Genomic DNA, 26,440 nt, shown 5'->3' with positions numbered 1-26,440 from the left:
CACCACTCGCTTTGTGATGTCTTGCCGAGGACACTGTCCCCGGTCAGTCGGAGCCGTTAGTTACGACGGTTCCTGCGGCTGGCCACTGTCAGTGCTACACCTGCACCGATCATGCCCAGACCCATAGCCACTGCCAGAGCTACCTCAGTACCTGTTCGAGGGAGCGGGCCAGGCTTACCGGAATCGCCAGGCTCGGTGGAGTCACCAGGCTTTCCAGGACCGTCCGAACCATCCCCAGGTTGTCCTGGCTTGCTCGGTTCGCTTGGCTCGTCTGAAGGCGAGTCCCCAGGATTACCAGGTTCGTCTGATGGCTTATCTGATGGCTTGTCCGAAGGCCGCTCGGAAGGATCCTGGCTAGGCTCCTGGCTTGGAGTCTCCGAAGGCTTGTCAGACGGTTCATCCGATGGTTGTTCTGACGGCTTGTCCGATGGCTGCTCAGAAGGTTCCTCGGAAGGATCCTGGCTAGGTTCCTCGCTTGGAGTTTCCGAAGGCTCCTCGGATGGATCCTGGCTAGGTTCCTCACTCGGGGTTTCCGAAGGCTCTCCGGTTGGAGTTTCCGAAGGATCGTCCGATGGTTCCGGCGTCGGTTCCTCAGATGGGTCCTCGCTAGGCTCCGCCGTTGGTTCGTCCGAAGGTTGCTCTGATGGCTCCTCCGAAGGTTCACCGGTCGGATCCGGAGTCGGATCGTCCGATGGATTGTCAGTTGGGTCCGTAGTCGGCTCCTCAGTCGGGTCTGGAGTCGGAGTCTCGCAGTTGCACTTGGCACCCACGCGGATCTTGCGTGGTTGCGGATCCTTAAGAACCTTCTCGGACACTTCTGGATCGCCTACTGGCTTGCCGTTTTCGAGCTTCCAGGTCTTGGTGATTTCCTTCTCACCGAAGGCACCAGCCTGGTCCTCAACAACCTTGCCAACCTCGAGGTTCGGGTCGTACTCGATGATGGTGTCGTACGGAGTGTTTTCCGTGTGCTTGTCCGTCAACTCAGTCTGGTGTTCCTTTGCAGGACCAACCTCGATGATCTGCTTGACAGGCTCGCTCACTGTCTCCGACTTAGGCTCACCCTTGGTGACGTTGCCCTTGTCGTCAACTTCGACACCAACGGTGTGCTTCACCTCACCGGGCTTGCCCTCTTGGACAACCTTGGTCTCGCCAGGTTGCAGCTCGGGGTTGACGCGTACCTCGACACCGAACGGGGTATTCTCGGTCCACTCAATCTCCGTGGAGGCAGGATTGCCCTTAGTGCCGACCTTGATGATCTTCTTGACAGGCTCGGTCACACGCTTGGTTTCGGTCTTGGAATCCACGACCGTCGAGTTCTCGATGGTCAGGGTCGTGGTGACCTTGTCCTTACCCAGTTTGCCTTCCTGGACAGTTTCCTGCTTTCCGGCTTCCAGGTTCTCGTCGAAGATGATCTCGGTCTCGAACGGCACGTCCTTTTCGTACTCACTCGTATGAGTGCCAGTGGTCTTGGTACCAACGCGGATGATCTGCTTGACAGGTTCCTTCGTGCGCTCAGTCGTCACTTCAGGGTCGCCCGAAGGCTTACCGTCCACGATCTTCTGAGTCGAGGTCACAACCTCGGTACCGGTCTGCCCCTGTTGATCAACCTTCTGCTCGCCCTCCTTGAGGGTGTTGTCGAAGACGATCTCAGTTTCGAACGGAACCGGCTTGTCAACCCTGGTCACCACAGTGGTGTCCTCAGCAGCTGGGCCGTATTCGATGATCTCGTTGACGGGGTCCTTGGTCTGCTTCTCTTCAGGGGTGACAGTTGCCTGGTCGCCCTTAGCCTTGAAGTCAGCGGTGTAGGTCTTCTCACCAGGCACGCCCTTCTGGACGACCTTGATCTCACCCGGTTTCAGCTCCGGGTTCGGGCGGGTAATAACCTCGAACGGAACCTGGGCGGTCCAGGTGACCTTCGACGAAGCCTCAGACGGCTTGGTACCGACCTTGATGACCTGGTCAACCGGCTGTTGAGTGACCTTCTCCTCGACAGTGGCTTCGCCATCCGGCTGCGAATTGGTGACCTTCTGAGTCACGGTAATGGTCTTTTTACCAGGCTTACCCTCGGTGACAGTCTTCGAGGTGCCAGCAGGCAGGTTCGGGTCGAACTCGACCTTCACGCCGAACGGAACCTCAGCCTCAACCGAGTTCTTGATTTCACCAGTGGTCTTGGTGCCGACGCGGATGATCTGCTCGGTCGGTTCCTTGGTGCGCTCAGAGGTCACGACCGGGTCGCCCGAAGGCTTGCCGTCCACGAGCTTCTGAGTCGAGGTCTCAACCTCGGTACCGACCTCGCCCTTCTGGTCAACAACCTGCTTGCCAGCCTCCAAGGTGTCATCGAAGATCACCTTGGTGTCGAACGGAATCGGCTTCTCGGTCTTGGTCACCAGCTCGCTTGGAGCAATGCCCGGACCGTACTCGACGATCCGCTTGACAGGTTCCTTGGTGGTCTCTTCCTCGACCACCTCAGCCTGATCGCCCGTAGCGGTGAACTTAGCGGTGAAGGTCTTCTCGCCGTTCTCACCTTCCTGAACAACCCGGGTTTCACCAGGCTTCAGGTCCGGGTTCTCGCGAACCTCGGTCGGGTACGGGATTGGAACCTTCCAGGTGACTTCCTTGGCGCTCGCAGCTGGCTTGGTGCCGATGACGACGACCTCATTCTGAGGCTCTTCGGAGCGCTCCCAAGTACCGTCCTTGTTCATCTTCTCCTTGCCAGGCTTGCCCTTGGTCTCAACCTTGTACTCGCCGGCAGGGATGGTGTCGTCGTACTTGTACTCGACCTTGAACGGAACTTCGCGGGTTGGAACGTCAACAACGTTCACTACTGCGTAAGCGGTATCCGTAGAGCCATCTTCGTAGGTCACAGTAACCGGAATCTTGGCTTGATCGCCCGCCTTCGCATCCGCAGGTGCGGTTGCCGTGATAGTGCCGTCCTCCGCAATTTCGACTTGCCAGCCAGCAGGAACATCACCCAACTTGTACGGGTTTTCCTTCGCGACATTCACGGTGTCCGGCTTGTCCAGTGCAACTGGCAGCTTTGCTGTGTCACCGGGATACACGGTTTCTACCGGGTACGAAGGCTCAGCTTCCCAATTGTTGGACAACTTCACCACGGTGGTGACTGGCACCAGCGGGGTGGAGCCATCCGGAGTGGTCACAGTGACGTTGATGGTCTTCTTGTCACCCGGCTTGGAGTCTGCTGGCGGGGTGGAAGACACGACACCGGTGTTCGGGTCGATGGTGTACTTCCAGCCATCAACTTCCTGCTCAAGGATCGGCTGATCATTCTCGTCCTTGCCGAAGGAGAACTTGGAGCCCTTAGGAGCGTCCTGTACCTGGTGGTTCACGGCCTGGTTCGGGCCAGTCGACTCCACGGAGTAGGTAGGGGCGAAATCGCTCTTGAGAACGACGACGGTGCCCTTAACCTCTTGCGGCTTGTCAGCGTTGTCGTAGTACGCAAGAACCGGAACGTTCAGGATGTAACCTTCAGGCGCAGTCCGCGGAATCGTCGTGGTGACCTCACCAGTGTCCTCGTCAATCTTGACGGTCCACGTGCCGCTGTCATCGGTGACCGTCATCTGGGTCTTACCGTCCGGGAAGGTGTAACGCTTCGGCGCTTCGTCGGTCGTGTTACCGCTCAGGCCACGCTCCGGGATCTCAGGCTTGAGGGAGACCTTCGCAGTCGGCTTATTAGTCACCGTGTCGTAGGTCGGGATCTTGATGTCCACGATCGCCTGGAACTGGGTCTCGATCTCATCCGTGGTCTGGTCCGGGTAGGTTGCCTTGACCTTCGGGGTGATGATCGTGCCCGGCGCGACGGTGTCGTCCGCCTTCGCGGTGACCTTGCCGGTGTCATCGACCGTGACGGTCCAGCCAGCAGGGACGGTGGACTCATCGATCTCGAACTTGGCCGGGTGAACCGGCTTGTAGCCCTTCATGATGGACTTGGTGCCCACCTGGGCGGTGAGGTCGTCGCCGATGTGGCCCTTAGTCAGGCTTGGGCGCACGAGGTCGGTGACCTGGGTGTTGTTCGGGTCAACAACTACGAGGAGTTCGAGCTTGTCAGTGGAACCGTTGGAGTACTCCACCGTGATCACAGGGCGCGCGAAGGTGCCTGGGCGCGGGTTCTCTGGAGCGGTGACGGTGACGTTGTAGTTCTCGTCCATCTCGACGGTCCAGCCCTCATAGACGTACTTCTCATCCAGGGTGACCTTGGCTTCGTAACCGCCGTCTGCCTCCTTCTTCGCCAGGTCCTTGATCAGGTCAGGGGTCTGGGTGAAGGTGACCTTCTGCGGCTCGGTAGCAATCGGACCGGTAGCGCTATCGACGCCGGAGATGATCGTGGCGTCCGTCTTGTCGTACTTCGGGGAGTGGTACTCGGTGTCATCCAAGGAGAACGCCTTCGAGTCGATGACGTTCGCCTTGTTGTAGCGGGTCAGCAAGTTGGAGCTGTCGAAGGTAGCGCCTTCACCGAAGTTGTTGTTCTCGGCAGCCGCCTGGAGCTGGTCGACGGTACGTGGCTTCGCCAGAACGGAGAAGTTCACGTTCTTGTCAGTCGCCAGGTCGGTGCCGCGATATTCAGGCCACGTGAAGTAGATGTCGCCGGTCGTTTCGTCGATGCGCAGGTTCTTGGTGCCGCCAGACGCCGCCGGATCAGTGGTACCGATGAACTGGCCGTTGCCGTCGTAGGCCTCCACGACCATGCGGGACATAGAATCGTCCGTGCCACCGTTCGCAACAGCAGGAACGTTGATCTTACCGACCTTGGTTTCCGCACCTGCAATGATGACGTGCTTCTCAAAGTTCTCCCACGACACCGTGATCGGGTTACATTCGATGTTTTCGCTCGGCCACGGGTTCACGACGGCCGTAAAGAATGCACTGCCTCCCTGGGTGGCAAACGGGCCGGTGGTACGGTCAGTCTTATAGTTTCCCTGCCAGGCATAACGTACCGGGTTAGCGGCAGTGGCCTCAGCGAACTGCTTGACTTTCGCATCGGTCAGTTCCGCGTTGAGGTTCAGGTTTCGCTGTTGCCTAGAAGCAGTAATACCGAGGTTTTCGGTGGCCTTGTCAGTGACATTGTTGCCAAGAAAGTTCTGACCGGCCCGCATAGAGGGAACCTGTCCCGCATCGAGGTACGCACCCATAAGGCCTGAATTGGTAAAGCTCCAATCTGCGAACGTGCGGTCCTCCGAGTTATCGAAGGAGACGCTCAAACCCCACCGGGTTTTCGAGGGGCTGTCAGCGCCTGGCTCCAGGGTGTCCCAGCTGAAACCAGCTTGGCTGCCCTTCGGAGTGTTCTCCGAGACAACACACGATCCGGCCGGCAGGTCGGAGGCCTTCTGGGCGTCCTTCTCTACCGCACCGGACTTCTCGCGGATGCCGCCTGTGAAATCAGCTGCAGCCGCCGAATCGCCCGACATCAAGTTAGGTACAGCAAATGCCCCAGCCGTTAATGCGAGGGCCGACAGAGCGGCAATCGGGACGCGCAAGAAGCGCCTCCGCAGCGTCGAAGTCTTCGAGGAATTCATCCCTCAGTCCTTCCTGGAGGTTTTAAACAACACCAATGGGCCGTTCCACCATTGCCCGTTGAGGTGAGAATCATGGAATACACATACTTTATTAAGCGCCACAATTGTTTCACACAATCGGCTCAGCTTCCATACCCCCTGGTAACACGCCACATACAGAACAGTGCAAACAGTGGTCACGCGCGCCACTCAAGTGACGCCTCTCACCAAAGACACACAGCGTCCTCACAACGAAAAACGCCCCGCCACTGGGGCGGGGCGTAACGCGCATCACTGAATCTTTGACATGATCATTTCGCGCGCTTTACCTGCATCGGCTTGACCACGTGTGGCTTTCATGATGGGCCCCATGAGCGCACCAATCGCCTGCATCTTGCCACCCTTGATCTTCTCAACCACATCAGGGTTGTCAGCGATCGCCTGATCAACGGCAGCTTCCAACGCCCCGTCGTCTTCCACGATCTCCAGACCGCGCGCTTCCATCACAGCAGCCGGGTTACCTTCACCGGCGATGACACCTTCCAGCACTTTCCGCGCCAGCTTGTCATTGAGCTTGCCCTGCTTCACTAGGTCAGCGAGCTCAGCCACCTGTTCCGGTGTCACCAGCTCCGTAGCATCGGCCTCAGAAGCTTTCGCCTGACGCGCAATCTCACCCATCCACCATTTACGGGCGTCCCCAGGCTTAGCACCTGCCGCCACCGTATCCTCAACAGCTTCAAGCAGACCAGCGTTGACAACGTCACGCATCTCCAGGTCACTGAATCCCCACTCACCAATGAGGCGACGGCGCTTAGCAGCCGGCAGTTCCGGCAACTCTTCACGCAACTGCTCAACCCACTCACGCGCAGGTGAAACGGGAACCAGATCAGGTTCAGGGAAGTAACGGTAGTCATCAGCATCGGACTTCACGCGACCAGACGACGTTTCACCCGTGTCTTCGTGGAAGTGCCGAGTCTCCTGCAACACCTTCTCGCCCGCCTCCAAAATGGTGGCCTGGCGTGCAATCTCAAACTTCACGGCCCGCTCAATCGACCTGAACGAGTTCACGTTCTTCGTCTCAGTCCTGGTGCCCAGTGGCGCATCCGGGCTTTCACGCAGCGACACGTTAATGTCGGCACGCACATTTCCCTGCTCCATGCGCGCTTCCGAAACACCCAAAGCCTTGAAGATGTCCCGCAACGTGCGCACATACGCGGCTGCAACCTCGGGCGCCCGCTCCCCCGTACCCGTAATAGGCCGGGTGACAATCTCAACCAGGGGAACTCCGGCACGGTTGTAGTCCACCAGCGAATAGTCCGCACCCTGGATACGCCCCGAAGACCCACCCACGTGCGTGTTCTTCCCCGCGTCTTCTTCCATGTGCGCGCGCTCAATGTCAACAGTCACCAGCTGACCGTCTTCCAGCTCGACTTCCAACGCGCCGTCAAATGCGATCGGCTCGTCGTACTGCGAAGTCTGGAAGTTCTTCGCCAGGTCAGGGTAGAAGTAGTTCTTGCGCGCAAATCGGCACGTTTCAGCGATCTGGCACCCTAGCGCCAGCCCGATCTTAATCGCGTACTCCACACCGGTTTCGTTCACCACCGGCAACGCACCGGGCAGACCGAGCGACACAGGCGTGGTGTTTTCGTTGGGCCCGCCACCAAAGGTATTGGGGGCGGCGTCAAACATTTTTGTCACGGTTCCCAGTTCCACGTGGACTTCGATTCCAAGAACTGGGTCGTACTTCTTAATTGCGTCTTCGTACTTCAATTCGTGTCCTTAGAGCTGAGGAATCTGGTCCAGAATAGGGCCGCCGAGGTGTCCGTTGAGTTCCGCTTCGAACGCCCCTCCCACTGTGTAGAGGCGGGCGTCTTCACGGGCCGGTGCAAGCAGTTGCAACCCGGTAGGTAGGCCGTCTGACAGACCCGAAGGCAGGCTCATGCCCGGGATTCCGGCGAGGTTTGCTGGGATGGTTGAGATGTCACCCATGTACAGGGCCATAGGGTCGGCGTCATTTTCGGTTCCAAACGGCAACGCCGTGGTGGGCGAGGTAGGCGAAACGAGAACGTCGACCTTGTCAAAGGCCGCCGCGAAGTCGCGTTGCACCAGTGTGCGCACCTTCTGTGCCGAACCGTAGTACGCGTCGTAGTATCCGGCGGACAGCGCGTAGGTTCCCAAGAGAATACGGCGCTTCACTTCTTTACCGAACCCGGCTGCACGTGTAGCTGCCATCACGGTTTCAGCGGTCACCGGGCCTTCGGACGGTTCGACCCGCAGCCCGTAACGCATGCCGTCATAACGTGCCAAGTTGGAAGACACCTCGGACGGCATGATGAGGTAGTACGCCTCAACCGCGTACCCGATGGACGGAATGTCCACTTCAACGATTTCCGCTCCGGCCTTCTGGGCTAGTTCGAGCGCTTCGTTGAACCGCGCGATCACGCCGGCGTCCCAACCTTCGCCCTGCAGCTGGCGGATAACACCCAGCTTCTTGCCCTTGAGCCCTTCCTGCGCGCCCGCGTGAGCGGCGGCGGTGAAGTCAGGGACCTCGTCGGTAAGTGATGTGGAGTCGTGGCGGTCGTGACCGGCCAGAATCTGGTGCAAAGCGGCCGCGTCTTCAACCGTGCGCGCCAACGGCCCCACCTGGTCCAGCGAGCTGGCCATCGCGATGATCCCATAGCGGGACACCGATCCGTACGTGGGCTTGACTCCCACCAAGCCGTTGAATGCGGCCGGCTGGCGGATGGACCCACCCGTGTCGGTTCCTACTGACAGCGGGGCTTCAAATGCCGCGACCGAGGCGGCCGCACCTCCCGAGGACCCGCCCGGTGAGCGTGTGGTGTCCCACGGGTTCGTGGTGTTGCCAAAAGCGGAGTGTTCCGTTGTGGCGCCCATGGCGAACTCGTCGAGGTTGGTCTTACCTAGCAGCGGAAGGCCAGCTTCCTGCACTTTCTGGTACACGGTGGCGTCGTAGGGTGGCACCCAGTTTGCCAGCATCTTCGATGCGGCGGTGGTGCGGATGCCTTGGGTCACCACCAGGTCTTTAAGCGCAATGGGCACACCGGCGTACGGGTGCAGGTCTTCGCCTGCCGCACGCTTACGGTCCACGTCAGCCGCCGTTGCCAAGGCTGCGTCAGCGGTGGTGGTGATGAACGCGTTGATGGTGGGTTCTACCGACTCGATGCGGTCCAGGTGCGCGCGCGTGACTTCGGTGGAGGTGAAGTCGCCTGCGCGCAGGCCCTGTGCCAGTTCCGTCGCTGTCTTGCGGGTCAGGTCTGTCATTGTTTAGTCCTCTCCCAAGATCTGCGGAACCAGGAATTTGTTGTCTTCTTCCGCTGGCGCAGCGGACAGGGCCTGCTCTGCTGTGAGCTGGTCGGCCACGGTGTCAGGGCGCATGACATTGGTGAGAGGAATGGGGTGACTGGTGGCGGGAATATCGTCTGTTGCCACTTCCGACACTTTTGCCACGCTTGAAAGGATCTGTCCCAAATCACTGGAAACTTGTTCGAGTTCTTCCTGGCTCATCGAGATGCGCGCCAGGTTGCCCAGGTGTTCCACCTGTTCGAGTGTGATCGCGGATTTCTCCGTCATCGTCACCCCTTCTGATATGTGCGTCAACTTCGTTGATCAGTGTAGTACTAACTGCCCGCGGGTCGCGCTCCGTACAGCTGTTGCGCTGTGTGCATGATGCTAACGGCGAGTTCGTCCGGGTCCTGGTGGCGCAGGGCGGCCAGCGTGTTCACCGTCGCGTTCAGCGTTTCAGTAAGTTCCCGTGCGTAGGTCTTCCCGAGGTCGTCGCTGGGTTCGCTGGGTGCGCTCCCGGGGCCACTCCCGAGGTCATCGCTGGCTTCTTTGCCCGCGGGCAAGTCGGTTTCTAACAGAAGCCTGTCTGCGGGAACTTGCGTGACATAGGCGCGTCCGCGTTTGGTGGCGAGCATCGCCGGGTTAACGGAGATGTACCCGCCTTGCTTGATGAGGCGGGTGAGTTCGTCACTGGTGCCGCCAAAGCGGTGGAAGATGGGCACCATGCCCGAGGTGTCCGTCGCCTCCAACGCATCACACACCTGGCTTGCGCTGCGGACAGCGTGAATCGAAAGGACGTACGGGCCGTCCGCCCGCTGGGAGCTGAGGATATCTAGGATTCTGCGGAACACCTCGGCCTGGGTTTTAGCAGGCACCTGCTGGAGGCGGCGCGGAACATAATCCAACCCCACTTCCCCCACGAACCGGGTGCGTGTGAGCGCCTGGGCAAAAATGTCCAGTTCGCGCTCGTAGTCTGGCCTGATGTTCCACGGGTGAAAACCCACGGACAACCGGGGGCTGGTGGAACCACTGGGGTGCGGGCCACCGGAGATACTGGCTTCGACCCTGCGCTGCTCTTCCGCCTCAAGCTCCACGAAGTCAGACGGGGTGAGCGTCTGCGCCACGATCTCCACGCCAGCCCCCGCGAGTTCATCCAGGAACGCGGACCGCTCCTGGGACGGGAGGAAGTCGTAGTGGTAGTGGGAGTCGAGCAGGGTGGTCATGACTCCGTTGGTGGTTGGCTGGCATCTGCCGGTCCACCGATGCGCGGTGCGAGCGGGGTTTCTTCCAAGCCCACCAGCCGGCGAATCACTTTCCCTGCCAGCATTTGCCCCATGATGGGTGGGAAATAGCTCATGGTGCCCACGGTTTCGGCCTTGGTGCCACTGCCTTTGTCCTCAATGTTGACGGGCACTTCTGACGAGTACAGAACTTCGAGGCCGCGGATCCGGCGGCGAATACACACTTGGCGGATCGCTTTTGCCAGCGGGCAGTACTGCGTCTTGTTGACTTTTGCGAACTTCAGATACGACGGGTCCAGTTTGTTTCCGCCACCCATTGAGGACACCAGGTGGATCCGGTTTTCCGCACACCACTGCGCGATCTCGATTTTCCCGGTGACGTCGTCAATGCAGTCGATGACGTAATCTGGGCGAGGCAGCTCCGCGAACACATCGCCCAGATTTTCCCGGTTCAGGGACACGTTGCGGGCGTAGGTGGTGCAGTCCGGGTTGATATCAGCGACCATCGCCTCCATGACCTGGGCTTTGACCTTGCCTACCGTGGACACGAACGCCAGGGCTTGCCGGTTGATGTTGCTTTCCTCAATGACGTCGCGGTCGATGAGGATCAGGGTTCCCACTCCGCCTCGCGCTAAGGCTTCCGCGCAGCTGGAACCCACTCCCCCGAGTCCCGTCACCATCACGGTGGCACCTGCCAGTTTTTCCAGGCCTTCATCGCCCAGAATGAGTTTGAGTCGCGCAAAGCGTTGGTGGGTCATGTGGTTGCTTCTACCCTTGTCGCTGGTCGGTTCTTCACAGGTCTGGCACAGTGTGCGCCTCAACTAGGATAGTGCCCATGTACCGGAGCGAAAACACATGAGCACGCGATGAACCGACGGCAGTTTCGTATCGCCTTAGCGCTTGGACTGTGTGTGGGAGTTGCTCTTGCGTTTGTGGTCCCCCTGTTTGTCAACACGCCCCGCGCCGCGGTCAACAATGCGATCGAGGACCTCATAACGGGCACGGTCACACACGAATGGGCGAACCGCTCACCAGGTGATTCGCTCGAATCCGCTAGCCTGGTCGAAGGCCTGAGCGTAACACCGCGCATCCAGTTTGACTCCACACGCCGCGATGGCGATGTGGCACACGCACAACTGTTGTGGACGTGGGATTTTGCCCAACCGATCACGCCGTGGGAGTACCGCACGCGCATCACGGTTAAGCGTGTGGGACTGAAGTGGAAGCCCGTAGCGGAAGATTCTCTGGTTGCTCCCGGTCTAAACCTGGGTGATCGGGTGCGCGTGCGGTCACTTGTCGCTGCTCGTGGTGCTATCCGAGGTGCGGGCGGGGTTGCGCTCATGCAGGAGGCACGTGTTGTCAATGTGGGGATTGAGCCAAGGCGGGTCACCGACGTTACGAAACTTGCGGCTGAGCTCCGGTCGATTCTGGACCTTGAGTTGAAGGATCTCGAAAAACGTGTGGAGTCCGCGCCTGAAGATCAGTATCTGCACGTTTCGGCTCTCAGGCAGGAAGATTACAACCGCTTAGAAAAGACTCTCCGGCCCATTCCTGGTGTTGTGTTTAGGAAAGGACGCCAACCGATCACGGTCGAAGCAAACTTTGCCACCGAAACCTTGGGAACCGTTGGCCCGGCGACCGCGGAGGATATTGAGAAACTCAGCGGAACGCGTGAAGGCGATACCGTGGGGAAGTCAGGGATTCAAAGAGCGTACAACTCGAAGCTCGGTGGCACCCGCGGATTTGCTGTTGAACGGATTCCTAGCGACGCTGGGGAATTCGATCCTCCCCATGAACTTGCCACCATTCAGAGCGAACCCGGCTCGGACGTCTCCACCACACTCGATGTGCGAACACAAAAGGTAGCGCAGGACGTTTTGAGCTCATCTGACTCACCCGCTTCACTCGTTGCGATCCGACCCAGCGACGGGCACGTGCTCGCGGTAGCCAACCATGACCCCGCCGGCGCTGTACCAAACCGTGCGCTCTACGGTCAGTATGCACCAGGGGCCACGTTCACATGTGTGACGGAGTACGCCCTGGCAAAGGACGGCGTGCTCAATTCGCAGACGCTTGCTGACTCAGCCAAGGCGTTGGGATTTACGTCCTCATTACATGGTTTGGACGTGGCCAAAGGGAAGGTTCCCCTCATCGACTCGCCCGCAGCGCGGCAGGAAGCGTCACGCGGTCAGGGTGAGGTGCTGGCCAGCCCGCTCAATATGGCCACTGTAGCCGCCTCTATCGCTGCCGGACACACGGTCTCACCCGTTCTGGTCACCGAGGATGCCCCGAACGAACCGGCCACTCCCTTGGACTCGCAGGCTGTGAAGGACCTGCGGAACACCATGCGCGAGGCGTTTACGGACGACACCACGAGCCAGTGGTTCACGGGCTATGACGGCGATCTTGCGATTTCGGTGTTCGTTGAAGATAGCAACGCCTCGTCAGCCGTTCCGATTGCAAAGGATTTCTTCGCCCAAGTGGCGAAGTGATGATCTACGCAGGCGCTTCTCCTGTGGCCAACAACTTCTGGAACTGTTCTTCGTTGAGCACGGGAACCCCCAAGTCTTGTGCCTTGGTGAGCTTGGACCCGGCGTTTTCACCTGCAACAACGTAGTCGGTTTTCTTGGACACGGAGCTCGACGCCTTTCCGCCCGCCCCCACGATCGCTTCCTTGATCCCGTCGCGCGTGAAGTTCTCAAGCGAACCGGTCGCTACGATCGTGAGCCCTTCAAGCGTTTGCGGTTGTGTGGATTCTTCCGCAGGTTCGTCGGCCATGCGCACTCCCGCTTTGGCCCACGAGTCGACAATGTGCGCGTGCCACTCTTCTGCGAACCAGTCGACCACACTCTGTGCGATCGTCTCACCCACACCTTCAACTTCCAGAAGGTCCTCAACCGTTGCGTTGCGCAACGCGTCCATGGAACGGAAATGCGCCGCAATGTCTCGTGCTGCTGTGGGCCCCACGTGCCTGATCGACAACGCGACCAGCACCCTCCACAACGGCTGGCCTTTAGCCTTCTCAATTTCGTCAAGCATCGCCAGAGTGTTGGCCCGCGGCTGCGACGGCTTTTTCACCTGGCCCTTTTTCTCACCGGACGCGTACAGCTCTTCCTTAGTAAAGAAGTACTTAACCCGGTCAATTTCGCCGGTGGGCACACCGTTCTTTTTCACTTCGCGCTCAATTTCAACCTCGCCGAGGTCGTCCACAGTGAGGTCGAAAAGTCCGGCTTCCGACTTCAGCGGGGGTTCTCCCAGTGGCTGAGTGAGTGCAAGTGAGGCTTCTTCACCCAGCAACTCAATGTCCAATGCTGCACGGGAGGCGAGATACGCCAAGCGGTTAGCAACCTGTGCGGGGCAGGTTTCCGAGTTTGGGCACCTAAGGTCCTTGTCGCCTTCTTTTTGCTCATACAGTTCCGCCCCACAGTCCGGGCAGTGCGTGGGCATGACAAAGGCGCGTTCAGATCCGTCGCGGTTGGCAGTCACCGGGCCCAACACCTCGGGAATGACGTCACCGGCCTTCCGAATCACCACGTCATCACCGATCAGCACGCCTTTGCGTTTGACCTCATGGGCGTTGTGCAAAGTGGCGCGGGAAACCGTGGAGCCAGCAACCAGAACAGGTTCCATGACAGCGAATGGTGTCACGCGGCCGGTGCGGCCCACTTGAACCCGAATGTCGAGCAGTTTGGTGGTGACTTCTTCCGGCGGGTACTTGTACGCGCACGCCCAACGGGGTGCCCGCGATGTGTAACCCAGCTCTTCTTGCAGGGCGATGTTGTCGACCTTGACCACAATCCCGTCGATTTCGTGGAGGAGTTCGTGGCGGCGTTCACCGAACTCGGTGATGTAGGCGTGGACATCGTCCTGGGTTGTGCAGACCCGGTAGTACGGGCTAATGGGCATGCCCCAGTCACGCAACAGGTCATACACCTGGGACTGCTGTGTGGGTTCCTGCGCACCCGCGTCGCCCGACTGCCACGCGGCGATCCCGTGGACCAGCATGTGCAGTGGCCGTTGAGCGGTGACGTTGGGGTCCTTTTGACGCAGCGACCCAGCCGCGGCGTTGCGGGGGTTAGCGAACGGTGGTTTGCCCTGTTCGACAAGGCTTGCGTTGAGGTCGGCGAACTTGTCGCTGGGGAAGAACACTTCACCGCGGATTTCCACGCGCGCTGGTGGATTCGTGGCGTTGAGCGTGGTTGGAATGTCGGCGATGGTGCGCACATTTGCGGTGATGTCTTCACCGGTGTACCCGTCGCCGCGGGTGGCGGCACGCACCAACTGGCCGTTCTCGTACAGCAGATTGCACGCCAGGCCGTCGATCTTCACCTCGCTTAAGAACGGGGTGCCAGCTGGAACTGACTTAGCGACGCGCACAAACCACTGGTCCAGTTCTTCAACACTGAAGACGTCTTCCAGGGAGTACATGCGTGCCACGTGTTGCACGGGGGCGAATGCTTCTGTGTCCGCGTAGCCGCCCACCTTTTGGGTGGGTGAATCGTCCCTGGCGAGTTCAGGGTACGCGCTCTCTAAGTCCTCAAGTGCGTGAACCAGTTCGTCGAACTCTTTGTCGGAGATCTTGGGGGCGTCGTGGACGTAATAGGCTTCGCGGTGCTCTTCGATTTGGGCGGCTAGTTCCGCGGCCAGCTTTTGGCGTTCAGCCGGTTCAAGCTCAGCTGGGTCTGCAGAAAGCACACGCGAAATGTCTGTCTGTGTCATTCGATCTCCTTGAGAGCCTCACTCAACCGGGCAGCGAGCGCATATCCGCCTCACGCGTTCGTATCCGTCGCCTCCTGGGGAAGGAGCGGCGGAATGTCCGTGGGGAACCCGTAACCAGCCACAATCCCAAGCTTAGCCAAGGACGCACCACTCATTCCGGTTCGATGCCACGGCTCACGGATCGTGTCCACCCACCGATTCACCATGTCGGGCTTCTCCCCAGCCGAACCAGAGAGACTGAGCCACACCTCGGCGACGGTATCTACCGCCTCGGCGAGGGTTTCCCACTTGCGCGGATCCTTGCCAGGCAGCGGCACCACAACACCGCTTGCCCCCGCTTCACGCGCCAACTGGAGGTGCGGGATCCGCTTTCCGGCGATCGTCACACTGCTCAGCGCCGGGAGCGCCAGGAGCGGGTCGGTGCCTGCGCGTTTGAGGAATGAGCCCAGCGCGGCGGTGACGAACTGGTCGGGCAACGCGGGTAACGAGCGGTACCCGGAAACCGTGGGCACGGTGCCGGTGAGGATCGGATCCAACGCGCGTTCAACAACCATGATGCGCGGGGTCTGGCCCAGCGCGCGCTCCAGTGCGCTCATGTAATCGGCCAGACCAAACGCATAGGACTGGATAACATCGCGGCGAGCGCCGGAATCGCCCAACACCCGGTTCCCATCCGGTGTAGACAGGTTCCGCACCAGCGTCCACGGGCCGGGCACCGTGAGCATCATACGGCCGTCAAAACCGGCACCGTATTCTTCGGCTGCTTCGATCGCGCGGGCGCGACGGGAACGAGCGCGGGATTCGTCTCGGCCGGTTCCTTTTGCCAGCCGCCACCCGTACGAGGTGAGGTCCACCGGCAGGCCCTCGCACAGGGTCACTGCGAAGCCCAGGAGGTCGCACGCCCACCGGGTTCCGCCCACCGCTAAGGTGCTGGGGTACGGAACCGGTGGGTATCCGGCAGCGAGTTCACTGAAGGCCACCGAGGCACCCTGCCGCGGGTCTTCACCCGGCCACGCGCCCCAACCGGTCGCTAAGAGTTCAGTGTCATGAGGCACGCGGTTATGCCACCCGGTTTGCCCGGTCGATCGTGGCCTGACCCAGAACGCGGGTGCCTTCGTAGATCACCATGGTCTGCCCGGGTGCCACCCCAGAAAGCGGTTCCTTCACCGCAACGTGGAGGGTCTGACCCGCAGGCCGAGGTGTAGGCACGTTGTATTCGGACTCCGGCGCCTGCGTGACCACGTCTCCCAGCCATACGCGGGCGGGAACGGGTTCAGCGTGGGCGCGGATCTGCACTTCGCAGTCCAGCGCGGTGTCTTCTGAGTCGCCCATGTTCTGCGCTGGCTGGCCGCACCACGTGGCGCGGATTCCTTCGAGCCGATCAACCGACAAGGCTTCGCGCCCGCCCACCGTGACGGTGTTGTTCCTGGCGTCAATGTCGACCACGTAGCGGGGCTTGCCATCAGCTGCCGGGCGTTCCAGCGCAAGGCCTTTGCGCTGGCCAATCGTAAACGTCATGGCTCCGTCGTGCTCACCCAGCGCGTTACCCTCTTGGTCCTTAATGAGGCCCGGGCGCATGGGGATCTTGTCAGCCAACCACGCTTTAGTGTCCCCGTCTGGAATAAAGCAAATGTCATACGAGTCGGGCTTGTTCGCCACGGGGAATCCGCGGTCGGCGGCTTCTGCGCGCACATCGGCCTTGGAGGCTGATGCACCAATGGGGAAATAGCAGTGGCGTAGCTGATCTTCCGTGAGCACACCCAGCACGTAGCTCTGATCCTTGTTCATGTCCACGCCGCGGTGTAGCTCCGGGTGACCGTCCTGGTCGTACACGATTTCCGCGTAGTGGCCCGTTGCAACGGCGTCGAAGCCCAAGGCGAGTGCGCGGTCGAGTAGCGCTGCGAACTTGATCCGTTCATTGCAACGCATGCACGGGTTAGGGGTTCGGCCCTGCGAGTACTCCGCAATGAAGTCATCGACAATGTCTTCTTTGAACCGCTCCGAGAAATCCCACACATAAAATGGGATACCCAACATTCCCGCAACACGGTGAGCGTCACGGGAGTCCTCAATCGTGCAACAACCTCGGGAACCTGTACGCATGGTGCCAGGCATTCTGGACAGCGCCAGGTGTACGCCTACCACCTCATGGCCGGCGTCGACCGCACGGGCAGCAGCCACGGCGGAGTCAACCCCACCTGACATGGCAGCCAAAATCTTCACGAAGTTTCAGTCCCTTCTGTATGTGTGCTTGCGCTGGAGGTCTCACTGGAGGTTTCGCTGGAACCGCCACCCACGCTCATCCACGCCGGTGTCGCGGACACCATACCGGCCTTGCGGGCGTTTTCAACGACCTGGGGCAGTACCTTCAACAGCGCATCAATATGTTCTTCAGTGGTCCCCGGTCCCAGAGTGAACCGCTGGGACGAACGCGCGTTGTCTTCGCTACGCCCCAAAGCTAACAACACGTGACTGGGCCGATTTACTCCCGCCGAACACGCCGAACCTGTAGCCGTGTCGAATCCCGCCATGTCCAAGCCGAACAACAACGTGTCACCCTCGCAGCCGGGGAACACAAAGTGGGCGTTGCCGGGGAGGCGGCCGTCACCTCGGGGGCCGGTCAGCTGAGCATCCGGGATCCGCTCCTCAATACCTGCGATCAGACGGTCACGCAGGCGGGCGATGCGCACCTTTTCGTCGCGATTCTCCGTAGCCAACCGTGCGGCCGTGGCGAACGCAACAGCACCGGGCACGTCCAGCGTCCCGGAGCGCACTGACCGTTCCTGCCCACCCCCGTGAAGCACGGGCACAGCGTTGACGCCACGCTTGAGAATCAGCGCACCAATGCCCACGGGACCGCCCAGCTTGTGCGCGGTCACAGTCATCGCGTCCACACCCGCTTCGCTGAAGTTCAGGTCAACGTTGCCCAGCGCTTGCACGGCGTCGGTGTGCATGAGCGCGCCGTGAGCGTGAGCCAGTTTGGTGATCTCTGTGACGGGCTGGAGCACGCCGATTTCGTTGTTCGCCCACATCACCGACACCACCGCGGTGCGCGGGCCGTGGGTTTCGAGCAGTTCACGGGCCGCGTCTACCCGCACCACGCCCTGCTCATCAACCGGCAGGGTGACGATGGTGGCTCCTTGTGTTTCGAGCCATTCCGCGGTTTCCAAAATGGCCGAATGTTCAATCGCTGACACCATGACCACCGGGCGTTCGTGTGGAGCGCCGGTGGTGAGGTGCGCCTTGTTGGCCTGCCAGAACAGCCCCTTGAGTGCCAGGTTGTCGGCTTCCGTACCGCCCGAGGTGAACACCACCTCCGCTGACTGCGCGCCCACGCACTGCGCGAGTTGTTCGCGGGCAGCCTCAAGACGCATCCGAGCCGACTGACCGGATGCGTGGAGGGCCGACGGGTTGCCGACCTGCTGAAGTTCTTCAACGTATGCGTCCAAAACCTGCGGTTGAATAGGGCAGGTGGCCGCGTAATCCAAATAGATGCGCATGAGACTTCCAGTGTAGGTGCTCTAAAATGGTTCGGTGCTCTTCATCTATACAGTTTTCCAGTATGCCGTATGCGCGGTGATCTTCGTGTGGTCATTAGTGACCGCGCTGCGTAACCGTCATGCCTCTCCCCCGCTGGTGCTGACCACCGCGGGACTGTTGCTGTTGTTGATTGTGCAGCTCATCATGGGTGTCGTCATGTGGTCTACTCAAACAGGCACCGACCCCATCCTGTTCTTCGGCTATGTGCTCACCGCGATCGCCGTTGTTCTTGCCTCCGGTTACTGGGCGTTTGCCGAACTGTCTAAGTGGGGGCCTATGGTCTTAGTAGTTTCTTCATTTACCGCTTTCATCATGGTTTTTAGGATGGATCAGATTTGGCAATAAGGAAGAACCGCATGGGTGGCGGCGCGGGTGCTGGTGCCCAGGACAGCAACGCCAAGGCAGCGCAGAACCCGTATTCGGCCATGCACTCTGGGCCGGGGCGCGTGCTCACCGCGGTTTACGGGATTTTCGCCCTGTCTGCCACCGCGCGGGCCGGTTACCAGTTTTACCGTGACTTTGAACACGCGCCGCTTGCCTACTCACTCAGTTTGTTTGCCGCTGTTGTGTATGTTGTGGCCACAGTGTGCCTGGTCATTGGCAACAGGGTGACTCACCACATCGCCGTCGTCGCGGTGTCCGTTGAGCTGGTGGGCGTTTTGTCCGTGGGCTTGCTGACGGTGCTGGATCCTGAACTGTTTCCGGCTGCAACCGTGTGGTCCACGTTTGGGATCGGCTACGGGTTCGTGCCACTGGTGTTGCCGTTCGTGGGGCTCTTCTGGTTACTCCGGGTGGGTCGCCGGGCGCGCGCTGCGTAGGCGCACGAGGCGTGAGGCGTGGCCGCCAAGCCCGCACCACCTCGGCGCTGGCCTGCGAACCCCGCTAGCCCCTAGTTCTTCTCGGTACGCGACTCCAGCATGAACCAACCGGTTCCCACTGCTTTTACGCCGTCACCTTCATGCACCATGAACGGCACCGATGTCTCAATAATGACGCGGTTACCTTTTTCTTCGCTTGTCTTCACAGCTTCGACCGCTTTGGGGAGTGTCACGGCGTATTCGGCCGGCACCTCAAGCGTGAGCGTACAGCGGATTTCCCCAAACCCTATGGCCCCGTCCGTGGTTGCCAGGGTGTATGCCGAAAGGTCCACGTCTTCGTACGGCTTGCACTCGGTGGAGACTTTGTCGAACGCGTTGTCGCCTTCCGAGTAGCTGTCCACGTAATCCCGGAAGTCTGCAAACGCCTTGCCTTCCGTGCTGATCTTGGCACCTTCCAGGTGCTCCTTGTTACCGTCGCTTAAGTATTTGGCGACCACGTCCGAGGTGTCCCCCAGTTTGGTAGCGAACCCATCTGGGGCGCGTTCAGCAGACCCGCCTTCATCTACTTCAAATCCCGGAACTTGGTCATCGGGCACAAAGAGCGCTTGAGTGACCGTCCATTCTTCTGTTGCTGATTCCCGGGTCACAAGGAGCGCTTGAGAGCCGGCGTCTTTTTTATCAACGGCCCCAAAAGCCACAAACCACATGGGGTACTTTTCGAAGTTCGGGCTGGCTGCCAAAACAGATGAGAACCGTGGAGACGACAGTTTGCCGTCAGTCTTTTCAGCAATCGCAACTTCAGCACGCGTACGCTGCAAAAGCGGCCCGGTCTGGATCTGATCGAGCTTCTTGTGATCACCCTTAAGTGCCTCGTCCAACTGGTCCGAATAGTCTTTCAGGAACTTAGACGCTTCGCCCTGCCTGATACCTGGGCGCGTGTACTTTTCAATCTCAGGTTGCTGAGGCTGAGCAACCGGCAACCCGCACCCACTGAGCGTCACTGCCGTAACAACGGCGAAGGCGCTCACACCTCGGGCGCGGCGGTTTTTGGCAACAGAGCGAATCTTTTGGGCGAGGCCAGCTTGGAAGGTGGTGCGGGCGCTCTTTTCAACGCTGCCTCCCTTTTGGGGAGCCGTTTGCGGGTCCGTGTCCTTGTCAGCGGCCCCGCCACCCACGGTCGTCTTCTTTTTCACGCGAGGTTGCTCGTTCCTCCACCACATGAAGAGCGCGAACGCCCCAGCAAACGCGATGATGCTCAGCGCAATCCCCATCAGGCAAAACGCTAAAACGCCCTTCATTTCTACCGAAATGCGAACGGTGGTGCCGTCGAGGTTCGGGGTCTCGCCAGTGGGCGCGATAACGACCGTTTGCGGATCGCCGTCCACATCGAAGGACCGTGACACATGCGTGCCCTCCGTTGTGTCGATCCACCAGTCACGGCTCTGCGCGGTCTTGGCAGGCGTCTCCTCCCCCGCTACAGAACGGGTGGTGATGTCCCGAGGGAACTTCACCTCGGTAATTTCTTCGTGCTTCACGCCTGTGAGGAAGCTCGATGAGTCCACCCCGTTGGCCACTCCCAGCATGATGGGCTTCTCAGAATCCGCGCTGATCGTGGCAGTCGTCTTGGTAAACGGAATGCTCTGTTGGTCAAACACCACCGCGTACGTTCCGTCGCCCACCTTGTGGGGTTTGGTCTGTGTGACATCGTCAAAACCCACAACGGACAGAGCCGAAATGACCAAGATCAGACTGAGCACGCCCACGAGCGCACTCAGACCAGATAGAACCAGACGAATCATTAGAACAGGGCGCGCATCAACTTGCCACGAGCTTGTGTTACCCGTGGGTCGGCCGGGCCAACAACTTCGAACAGTTCCAGGATGCGTTTGCGAACGCGCTCTTTGTCATCTCCAGTCACCTTGCTCAAGGTGGTGATGAGGCGTGCGAAAGCATCGTCAACGTGACCACCGCTGATGTCGAGGTCCGCGCACTCCAGGGCGGCGTCAACATCGCTGGGGTCTTGAGCGGCACGGGCGCGGACCTCGGCGAGGTCCTTTCCACGTGTGCGACGCAACAGTTCAACACGTGCTAAACCGCTCTTAGCGTCTTCATCACCAGGTGTTTCGTTGAGCGCATCCTGGTACACCTGAGCGGCCCGTTCTAGGTCACCTGCTTCAAGCGCCTCAATGGCTTCTGGGTACTTGGGGCCAGCAGGTTGCTGCGGGGCGTCGCCGGTGATTGCGCGCTTGTTGACACCGGCTTGTGCCGCTGCGGTAAGCAGTTGGTCAAACACTTGTTTGATCTGTGGTTCGGGCGTTGCACCTTGGAACAGTGGCACGGGTTGCCCCTTGACCAGTGCTACAACCGTGGGGATCGACTGGGCGCCAAAGGCCTGCTGAATGCGCGGGTTCTTGTCGACGTCGATCTTGGCCAGTACGAGCCGGCCGTCGTAGTCGCGGGTGACTTTTTCGATCACGGGTGACAGCTGCTTACATGGCCCACACCATTCAGCCCACAGGTCGATCACCACAGGCACCTGGGTTGACAGTTGGACAACAGCTTCGAATGACTGCTCGTCAACGTCGAAAACCAGTGCCGGAACATTCACCCCGTTGGGGTCCTGCTGCTGGGCATGTGGCTGAGCGGCTGGCTGTTGCTGGGCTGACTGTCCGTTTGCGCCAGCGCCCGGCGCGGGGGTACGAACTGCCGACAGGTCGAGCCCCTGTGGTTGTGCTTGTTGTTGCCGTGGGTCAAATACGCCTTCGTTGCTCACTTTGTGACCTTTCCCTGTGAACGTTCAGTTTATCGGTTGATCGAGGGCCACTGCGCCTTCGGTCCTGCACGCCTTGTCATGCGCGCGCTCACACGTGCGGTAGACGGCACAGACCGGGTCAGCGTTACTCTTCGTTACCGCCGTTGTCGCCACCGTCGTTGCTGTCGTTTCCGCCGCCGTCGTTTCCGTCTCCGATCTTGGCGCCCGAAAGCACCGAAGTCAGCCCAATCAAACGAGCCTTTCCTTCACCCTTAGGCACAATGAACACGTAGACCTGACGGTATTCGGTGGTGAGGTCCTTGTCCGTTTCTTTCTTCCCAACGATTTCACTCTGTGGCTTGTCAATCGTCAGTTGACCCGTACGGCCATCAACCTTTTCCGGCGAGTACGTGACTTTCTGGACAGCCGAACCCACAACCATTGCCGAACCATCTGCCACCTGCTGAGCAACCAGTTCGTCACCTCGGGCGTAACCAAACGTCACTTTTGCGTTTCCGTCCTTGAGCGCCTCAGCTGCCTTGCGCTGTCCGTCAGCGGTCTGCTTGCGGAACGGGTCGTCTTCAAAGTTCTTGACGTTCTTTGCTTTGCCACCGTTCTTCAGGATGTCGATGTACGTGTTCACGGCATCGGAAGGGGTCATGGCTAGGCCGTCAGCGTCTGGGGGCAACAGTTCCGAACCCTGACGTGAGTCGTTTACGGAAGGGAATTCGCTTCCACCCAACATGACGGCCTGGGCCCATACTTTGTAATTGTCCCGAGGTGATTCCTGGCTGAGTATCAACACCTGGGTTTGTTTGGTTTTCTCGTCGTAGGTGACCGCGGACGTGACGCGCGGCCACGTGTCCGTCGCCGAGGTGAAGTTCACCTTGACGCTCTGTGTCGCCAGGGCGGGAGGAAGTTTGAAGCCTTTGTCTTTTTTCTTGATGCCGTAGGCGGCTTTGCGCTGCTCAAGGAAGGGGCCCGTTGCACGCTCTTCTAGAGCCTTAGCGTCCGTCTTGTCGTCTGCCCCCGAAACAGTGGATGAGATGCGTTCCAGAATTGAGTTCAACTGGTCATCGGTGATAACCCCGCCAGGGCTTTCTGGAGCTTCGTCGGGCTGAGGTTCTGGAAGTTCGGGGCTTGAGCACCCTGCGAGCGCCAGACCGGGGACAATGACGAACGCCGTTCCCATCTGGGCGAGCTTGCGACGACGCTCAGCGCGCTTCTTGCGTCGTTCTTGCTCGCGGCGAGCGTTCCGGCGGGCAAGGAAAGCGAGAACAATACCCAGGATGATGAGGATGGCGCCGATCACCATGAGTGGGATTGCCCATGGGGTTGAAGCAGAGTTGGGCCACGAGATCGAAACCTTGCCATCAATCTGCGCTTTGCCGTCTGAGCTGACAACGAACGCCGTGCGTCCCGGGTCTTCTTCCCAGTGCATGTTGAGTTCAGACTCACCTGATTCCACCGAGGTGAAAAGGTCACTGTCCTTAATGGAAGGGGTTTCTTCGTCACCGTCAACTTTTTCAGTACGGAGCTCAGTTTCGCTTTTCACACCAGTAACCTTGGTGTGAGCTGCCGAATCAACCCACGCGTCAACGTTTTCCTTGCTGGCGCGAGCAACTGAGATGGGGCCATCGTGTTCCACCTTGAGATCAGCGGCGCCTTCGTACAGGTTTAACACTCCAGGTTCAATAACAACCACAGAGCCTGGATCTGCCAGATCAGCATGGGCAACAATCTGTTCACTGGGAGCCCAGATAGTCTTTTGGGCAACACCAATGAAACCAGCAACGAGACCCGTGACGATCAGGACGCCAGCCAAGGCATAACGCACATTTTCCCCTAACGACGGCAACAAAGATCGACCACTATTCTATAGAAGCCGCAAAAGCGCAACTCTGAGCACCGCTTAAGAAACTGGGCACTACTTAAGAAACTGGCGGACGCTGTCAGTACAATCTAACCGTGGCTATAGACAAAATTGTATGGATCGACTGCGAAATGACTGGCCTCGAACTCGAGGTCGACGAACTCATTGAAGTCGCTGCAATAGTAACTGACTTCGACCTCAACCCCGTCGACGAAGGCGTTGACGTGATCATCAAACCATCGCAGCGGGCCCGCGAGAACATGAACGATTTCGTCACCAACATGCACACCACCTCGGGCCTCATTGACAAACTTGACGCTGGTTTGAGTGTCGATGAAGCGGCCACCATTGTGCTGGACTACATCAAGAAGCACGTGCCCGAGGCCGGAAAGGCGCCGCTGGGTGGCAACTCGGTGGGTACCGACAAAACGTTCTTGCAGAAGCAAATGCCACAGGTCGTGGACCACCTGCACTACCGCATTATTGACGTGTCCACGATCAAAGAACTCGCCAAACGCTGGCTACCCAAGGCATACTTCCACGCGCCAGAAAAAACCGGTGGGCACCGCGCACTGGGTGACATCCTCGACTCCATCAAGGAGCTGAAGTACTACCGAAACGTGGCGTTCGTGGACGACGTCACGTCAGAGGCTGCGATCGAAGCCGCACGCGGAGTTACGGACTCATCTCAGATTTAACGTGGCGAGTATCACCACGTATCTTCACCCCATTTACAGCTCATCTGTCACAAACACTCAGCGTGCTTCTTATAATGAGAAGTTGCCCTGTTGTACTTAAGTAAGGTGATCACGTGGACAACGAAATCCCATTGGGAAAACGTAGACCGCTTTACCGCTTTTTCGAACTCCTCCCAGCACTGATGAGCTACGGCGCTTTGGTACTGCTCATTGTGCTGTCAGCGATTTCACCAATTGCGGGTTCCGTTTACGTGTTGCTGGTCGTGGGATTTATGTTTATCCGTGGTGTGCGCGGTGCGTTCGACTTGGTCCGCGGCTACAACCGGTATAAGCGTTCGGCGCGTGTCGACTGGGGATCGCGTTTGACCGACATTGGGCTCACGCTTGACGGCAAGCGTGTACCACCTAGCCCACCTGGGTCGTTTAACGTGCACCGTCACCGGGAGTTGCTCGATCTCATCAAGAGCAATCCAGAAGACTACATTCACCCTAACGACATTGTGCACGCGGTCATCATCGCGGCGTACAACGAGTCGTATGAGGTCATTGCGCCCACTGTGCGTGGTTTGCAGTACACCACAACGCCAGGAGAACAGCTGGCGATCTTCTTCGCATATGAAGAACGAGGTGGTGAAGAAATCGAGCGGACCGTCAACCGTTTGAAAGATGAGTACGGGCACAAGTTCCGGGAGTTCGAACTAATCAAGCACCCACGTGACCTCCCCGATGAGATCGCCGGTAAAGGTGCGAACATCACCTACGCGGGCTACCGGGTACAGGAATGGGCAGACGAAAACGGAATCGACTACTCAAACGTTGTCGTCACTACCCTGGACTGTGACAACAAGCCGTACGAAAGCTATTTCGACTACGTTTCATACGAGTACATCGCTGACCCAGAGCGTAAGCGTCGGTCTTACCAGCCCATCGCCTTGTACTTGAGCAACATTTGGGACGCCCCTGCGATTACGCGCGTGATCGCGTCAGCGAACTGCTTCTTCAACCTGACAACTACCGTGCGGCCTTTTGCGTTGCGCAACTTCGCGTCACACTCGCAGTCATTGGACGCATTGGTGGAGATGGACTTTTGGTCCAAACGCACGATTGTTGAAGACGGTCACCAGTACTGGCGCTCCTACTTCCACTTTGGTGGGGACTACAAGGTCACCGCGATTCACGTGCCTATCTTCCAGGACGCTGTTTTGGCTGGAACGCTCAAGCAGTCCATTGTGGCTCAGTTCAAACAGCTTTCCCGCTGGTCCTACGGAGCATCAGACGTACCGTACGCAGCTCAGGGAATAGCCGATAAGAAGGCTCCGTTCTGGCCTGCCGCCGTGCGGTTCTTCATGTTGTTGGAAGGCCACGTCACGCTGGCGTGTGTGTCCATCATCATTGCGTTTGGTGGTTGGGTGCCCGTTATTGCGCTTCTGCAAAGCGGTGGCTCAAAGACGTCATTCGTTGCCAACATGCCGTTTGTTGTGGGTGTGATCCAGCAGGTTGCGATGATTTCGCTGTTGGTATCCATGCTGGTGTTCTTGTCGATCCTGACACCGCGACCGGTACGTTACGGGCGCATGAGGTCGTTCATGATGATTGGCCAGTGGTTCTTGTACCCGTTCACCATCATGACGTTTAACGCCTCGACTGCGCTGTACTCTCAGGGCCGCTTGTTGTTTGGTAAGTACCGCGAGAAGTTCGATGTGACTGAGAAGTCGATCGTTGCCGATGCGGACTCTGACCTGGCGACTGCGCAGATGACTTCGGCCGGTGCGCACCGGCGCGCGTCCCTTTTGGCGCGCAATGAACACGAATCCGGACGGGGCTCTGTGGCTGGACAAAGAGCTGCGCAGGGTTCAGAGCGAGAGACTGAGCGGGAGTCCTCGTAGGGACGACCTACACGGAGATCGCGAGAGCCTACCGGGCGCCGAAAAGTAGCAACGACCTCGGCGTCCTGCGAAACGGCGCGAAGCGAGCGAAACTGCGCAT

18 protein-coding genes are annotated in these 26,440 nt (G+C 59.2%); 5 read left to right on the top strand and 13 right to left on the bottom strand.

The features are described from left to right. Window positions 1-56: 56 nt before the first annotated feature. The 6 genes from QP868_RS10680 to QP868_RS10655 form a co-directional block, all read right to left on the bottom strand. On the bottom strand, window positions 57-5,531 hold the full coding sequence (locus tag QP868_RS10680; RefSeq protein ID WP_284926556.1) for a G5 domain-containing protein: 5,475 nt from the start codon (window positions 5,529-5,531) through the stop codon (window positions 57-59). Between the two features lie 270 nt (window positions 5,532-5,801). Then, window positions 5,802-7,280 carry an Asp-tRNA(Asn)/Glu-tRNA(Gln) amidotransferase subunit GatB gene (gene gatB, locus QP868_RS10675; RefSeq protein WP_284926555.1) on the bottom strand — a complete coding sequence of 493 codons (1,479 nt, stop codon included), beginning with the start codon at window positions 7,278-7,280 and terminating at the stop codon, window positions 5,802-5,804. A gap of 9 nt (window positions 7,281-7,289) precedes the next feature. Further along, window positions 7,290-8,792 carry an Asp-tRNA(Asn)/Glu-tRNA(Gln) amidotransferase subunit GatA gene (gene gatA, locus QP868_RS10670; RefSeq protein WP_284926554.1) on the bottom strand — a complete coding sequence of 501 codons (1,503 nt, stop codon included), beginning with the start codon at window positions 8,790-8,792 and terminating at the stop codon, window positions 7,290-7,292. A gap of 3 nt (window positions 8,793-8,795) precedes the next feature. Next, complete coding sequence (gatC, locus tag QP868_RS10665) at window positions 8,796-9,101, bottom strand: Asp-tRNA(Asn)/Glu-tRNA(Gln) amidotransferase subunit GatC (protein ID WP_284926553.1); 306 nt, start codon at window positions 9,099-9,101, stop codon at window positions 8,796-8,798. 47 nt (window positions 9,102-9,148) lie between these two features. Next, entirely contained in the window at window positions 9,149-10,036 is an 888-nt protein-coding gene (locus tag QP868_RS10660; RefSeq protein WP_284926552.1) for a TatD family hydrolase, read from the bottom strand. Next, window positions 10,033-10,812 carry a tRNA threonylcarbamoyladenosine dehydratase gene (locus tag QP868_RS10655; protein WP_284926551.1) on the bottom strand — a complete coding sequence of 260 codons (780 nt, stop codon included), beginning with the start codon at window positions 10,810-10,812 and terminating at the stop codon, window positions 10,033-10,035. Before QP868_RS10655 ends, QP868_RS10660 begins: the two co-directional genes overlap by 4 nt. Window positions 10,813-10,920: 108 nt before the next feature. Between QP868_RS10655 and QP868_RS10650 the strand changes: the two genes are divergently transcribed. After that, window positions 10,921-12,546 carry a penicillin-binding transpeptidase domain-containing protein gene (locus QP868_RS10650; protein ID WP_284926550.1) on the top strand — a complete coding sequence of 542 codons (1,626 nt, stop codon included), beginning with the start codon at window positions 10,921-10,923 and terminating at the stop codon, window positions 12,544-12,546. A 4-nt stretch (window positions 12,547-12,550) separates the two neighbouring features. Here the strand turns inward: QP868_RS10650 and ligA are convergent, their stop codons facing one another. Genes ligA through QP868_RS10630 form a run of 4 tightly spaced genes read right to left on the bottom strand, consistent with a single transcriptional unit; the run spans window position 12,551 to window position 18,273 of the window. Beyond that, on the bottom strand, window positions 12,551-14,773 hold the full coding sequence (ligA, locus tag QP868_RS10645) for an NAD-dependent DNA ligase LigA (protein WP_284926549.1): 2,223 nt from the start codon (window positions 14,771-14,773) through the stop codon (window positions 12,551-12,553). Between the two features lie 50 nt (window positions 14,774-14,823). After that, a complete protein-coding gene (locus tag QP868_RS10640; RefSeq protein ID WP_284926548.1) occupies window positions 14,824-15,828 on the bottom strand; it encodes a hypothetical protein in 1,005 nt (334 codons plus the stop codon). A 4-nt stretch (window positions 15,829-15,832) separates the two neighbouring features. Then, window positions 15,833-16,996 carry a tRNA 2-thiouridine(34) synthase MnmA gene (gene mnmA, locus QP868_RS10635; protein WP_284926547.1) on the bottom strand — a complete coding sequence of 388 codons (1,164 nt, stop codon included), beginning with the start codon at window positions 16,994-16,996 and terminating at the stop codon, window positions 15,833-15,835. Continuing rightward, window positions 16,993-18,273 (bottom strand): cysteine desulfurase family protein, encoded by a 1,281-nt coding sequence (locus tag QP868_RS10630; protein ID WP_284926546.1) that lies wholly within the window; start codon window positions 18,271-18,273, stop codon window positions 16,993-16,995. The genes mnmA and QP868_RS10630 overlap by 4 nt, the downstream gene beginning before the upstream one ends. Window positions 18,274-18,307: 34 nt before the next feature. Between QP868_RS10630 and QP868_RS10625 the strand changes: the two genes are divergently transcribed. Together QP868_RS10625 and QP868_RS10620 are read left to right on the top strand one after the other, a co-directional pair. Continuing rightward, window positions 18,308-18,658 (top strand): hypothetical protein, encoded by a 351-nt coding sequence (locus QP868_RS10625; protein WP_005881697.1) that lies wholly within the window; start codon window positions 18,308-18,310, stop codon window positions 18,656-18,658. Window positions 18,659-18,669: 11 nt separating this feature from the next. Further along, window positions 18,670-19,131 carry a hypothetical protein gene (locus tag QP868_RS10620; RefSeq protein WP_284926545.1) on the top strand — a complete coding sequence of 154 codons (462 nt, stop codon included), beginning with the start codon at window positions 18,670-18,672 and terminating at the stop codon, window positions 19,129-19,131. A gap of 71 nt (window positions 19,132-19,202) precedes the next feature. Here the strand turns inward: QP868_RS10620 and QP868_RS10615 are convergent, their stop codons facing one another. The 3 genes from QP868_RS10615 to QP868_RS10605 form a co-directional block, all read right to left on the bottom strand. Beyond that, complete coding sequence (locus tag QP868_RS10615) at window positions 19,203-20,930, bottom strand: DUF8094 domain-containing protein (RefSeq protein WP_284926544.1); 1,728 nt, start codon at window positions 20,928-20,930, stop codon at window positions 19,203-19,205. Beyond that, window positions 20,930-21,904, bottom strand: coding sequence for a tetratricopeptide repeat protein (locus QP868_RS10610; RefSeq protein WP_284926543.1), 975 nt, complete (start codon window positions 21,902-21,904; stop codon window positions 20,930-20,932). The genes QP868_RS10615 and QP868_RS10610 overlap by 1 nt, the downstream gene beginning before the upstream one ends. A 124-nt stretch (window positions 21,905-22,028) precedes the next feature. After that, window positions 22,029-23,720 carry a DUF8094 domain-containing protein gene (locus QP868_RS10605; RefSeq protein WP_284926541.1) on the bottom strand — a complete coding sequence of 564 codons (1,692 nt, stop codon included), beginning with the start codon at window positions 23,718-23,720 and terminating at the stop codon, window positions 22,029-22,031. A gap of 131 nt (window positions 23,721-23,851) precedes the next feature. On the opposite strand from QP868_RS10605, the gene orn reads away from it, so the two are divergent. Both orn and QP868_RS10595 read left to right on the top strand, forming a co-directional pair. Continuing rightward, window positions 23,852-24,454 (top strand): oligoribonuclease, encoded by a 603-nt coding sequence (orn, locus tag QP868_RS10600; protein ID WP_284926540.1) that lies wholly within the window; start codon window positions 23,852-23,854, stop codon window positions 24,452-24,454. Between the two features lie 113 nt (window positions 24,455-24,567). Further along, window positions 24,568-26,340: a glycosyltransferase family 2 protein gene (locus QP868_RS10595; protein ID WP_284926539.1), complete on the top strand. Its 1,773-nt coding sequence runs from the start codon at window positions 24,568-24,570 to the stop codon at window positions 26,338-26,340. The last annotated feature ends 100 nt before the right edge of the window (window positions 26,341-26,440 follow it).

This window comes from Brevibacterium sp. UMB1308A, assembly GCF_030230605.1.
Lineage (GTDB): Bacteria > Actinomycetota > Actinomycetes > Actinomycetales > Brevibacteriaceae > Brevibacterium.
Note: the sequence above shows the minus strand (reverse complement) of the source record. Positions and strands in the feature narration are given on the sequence as shown.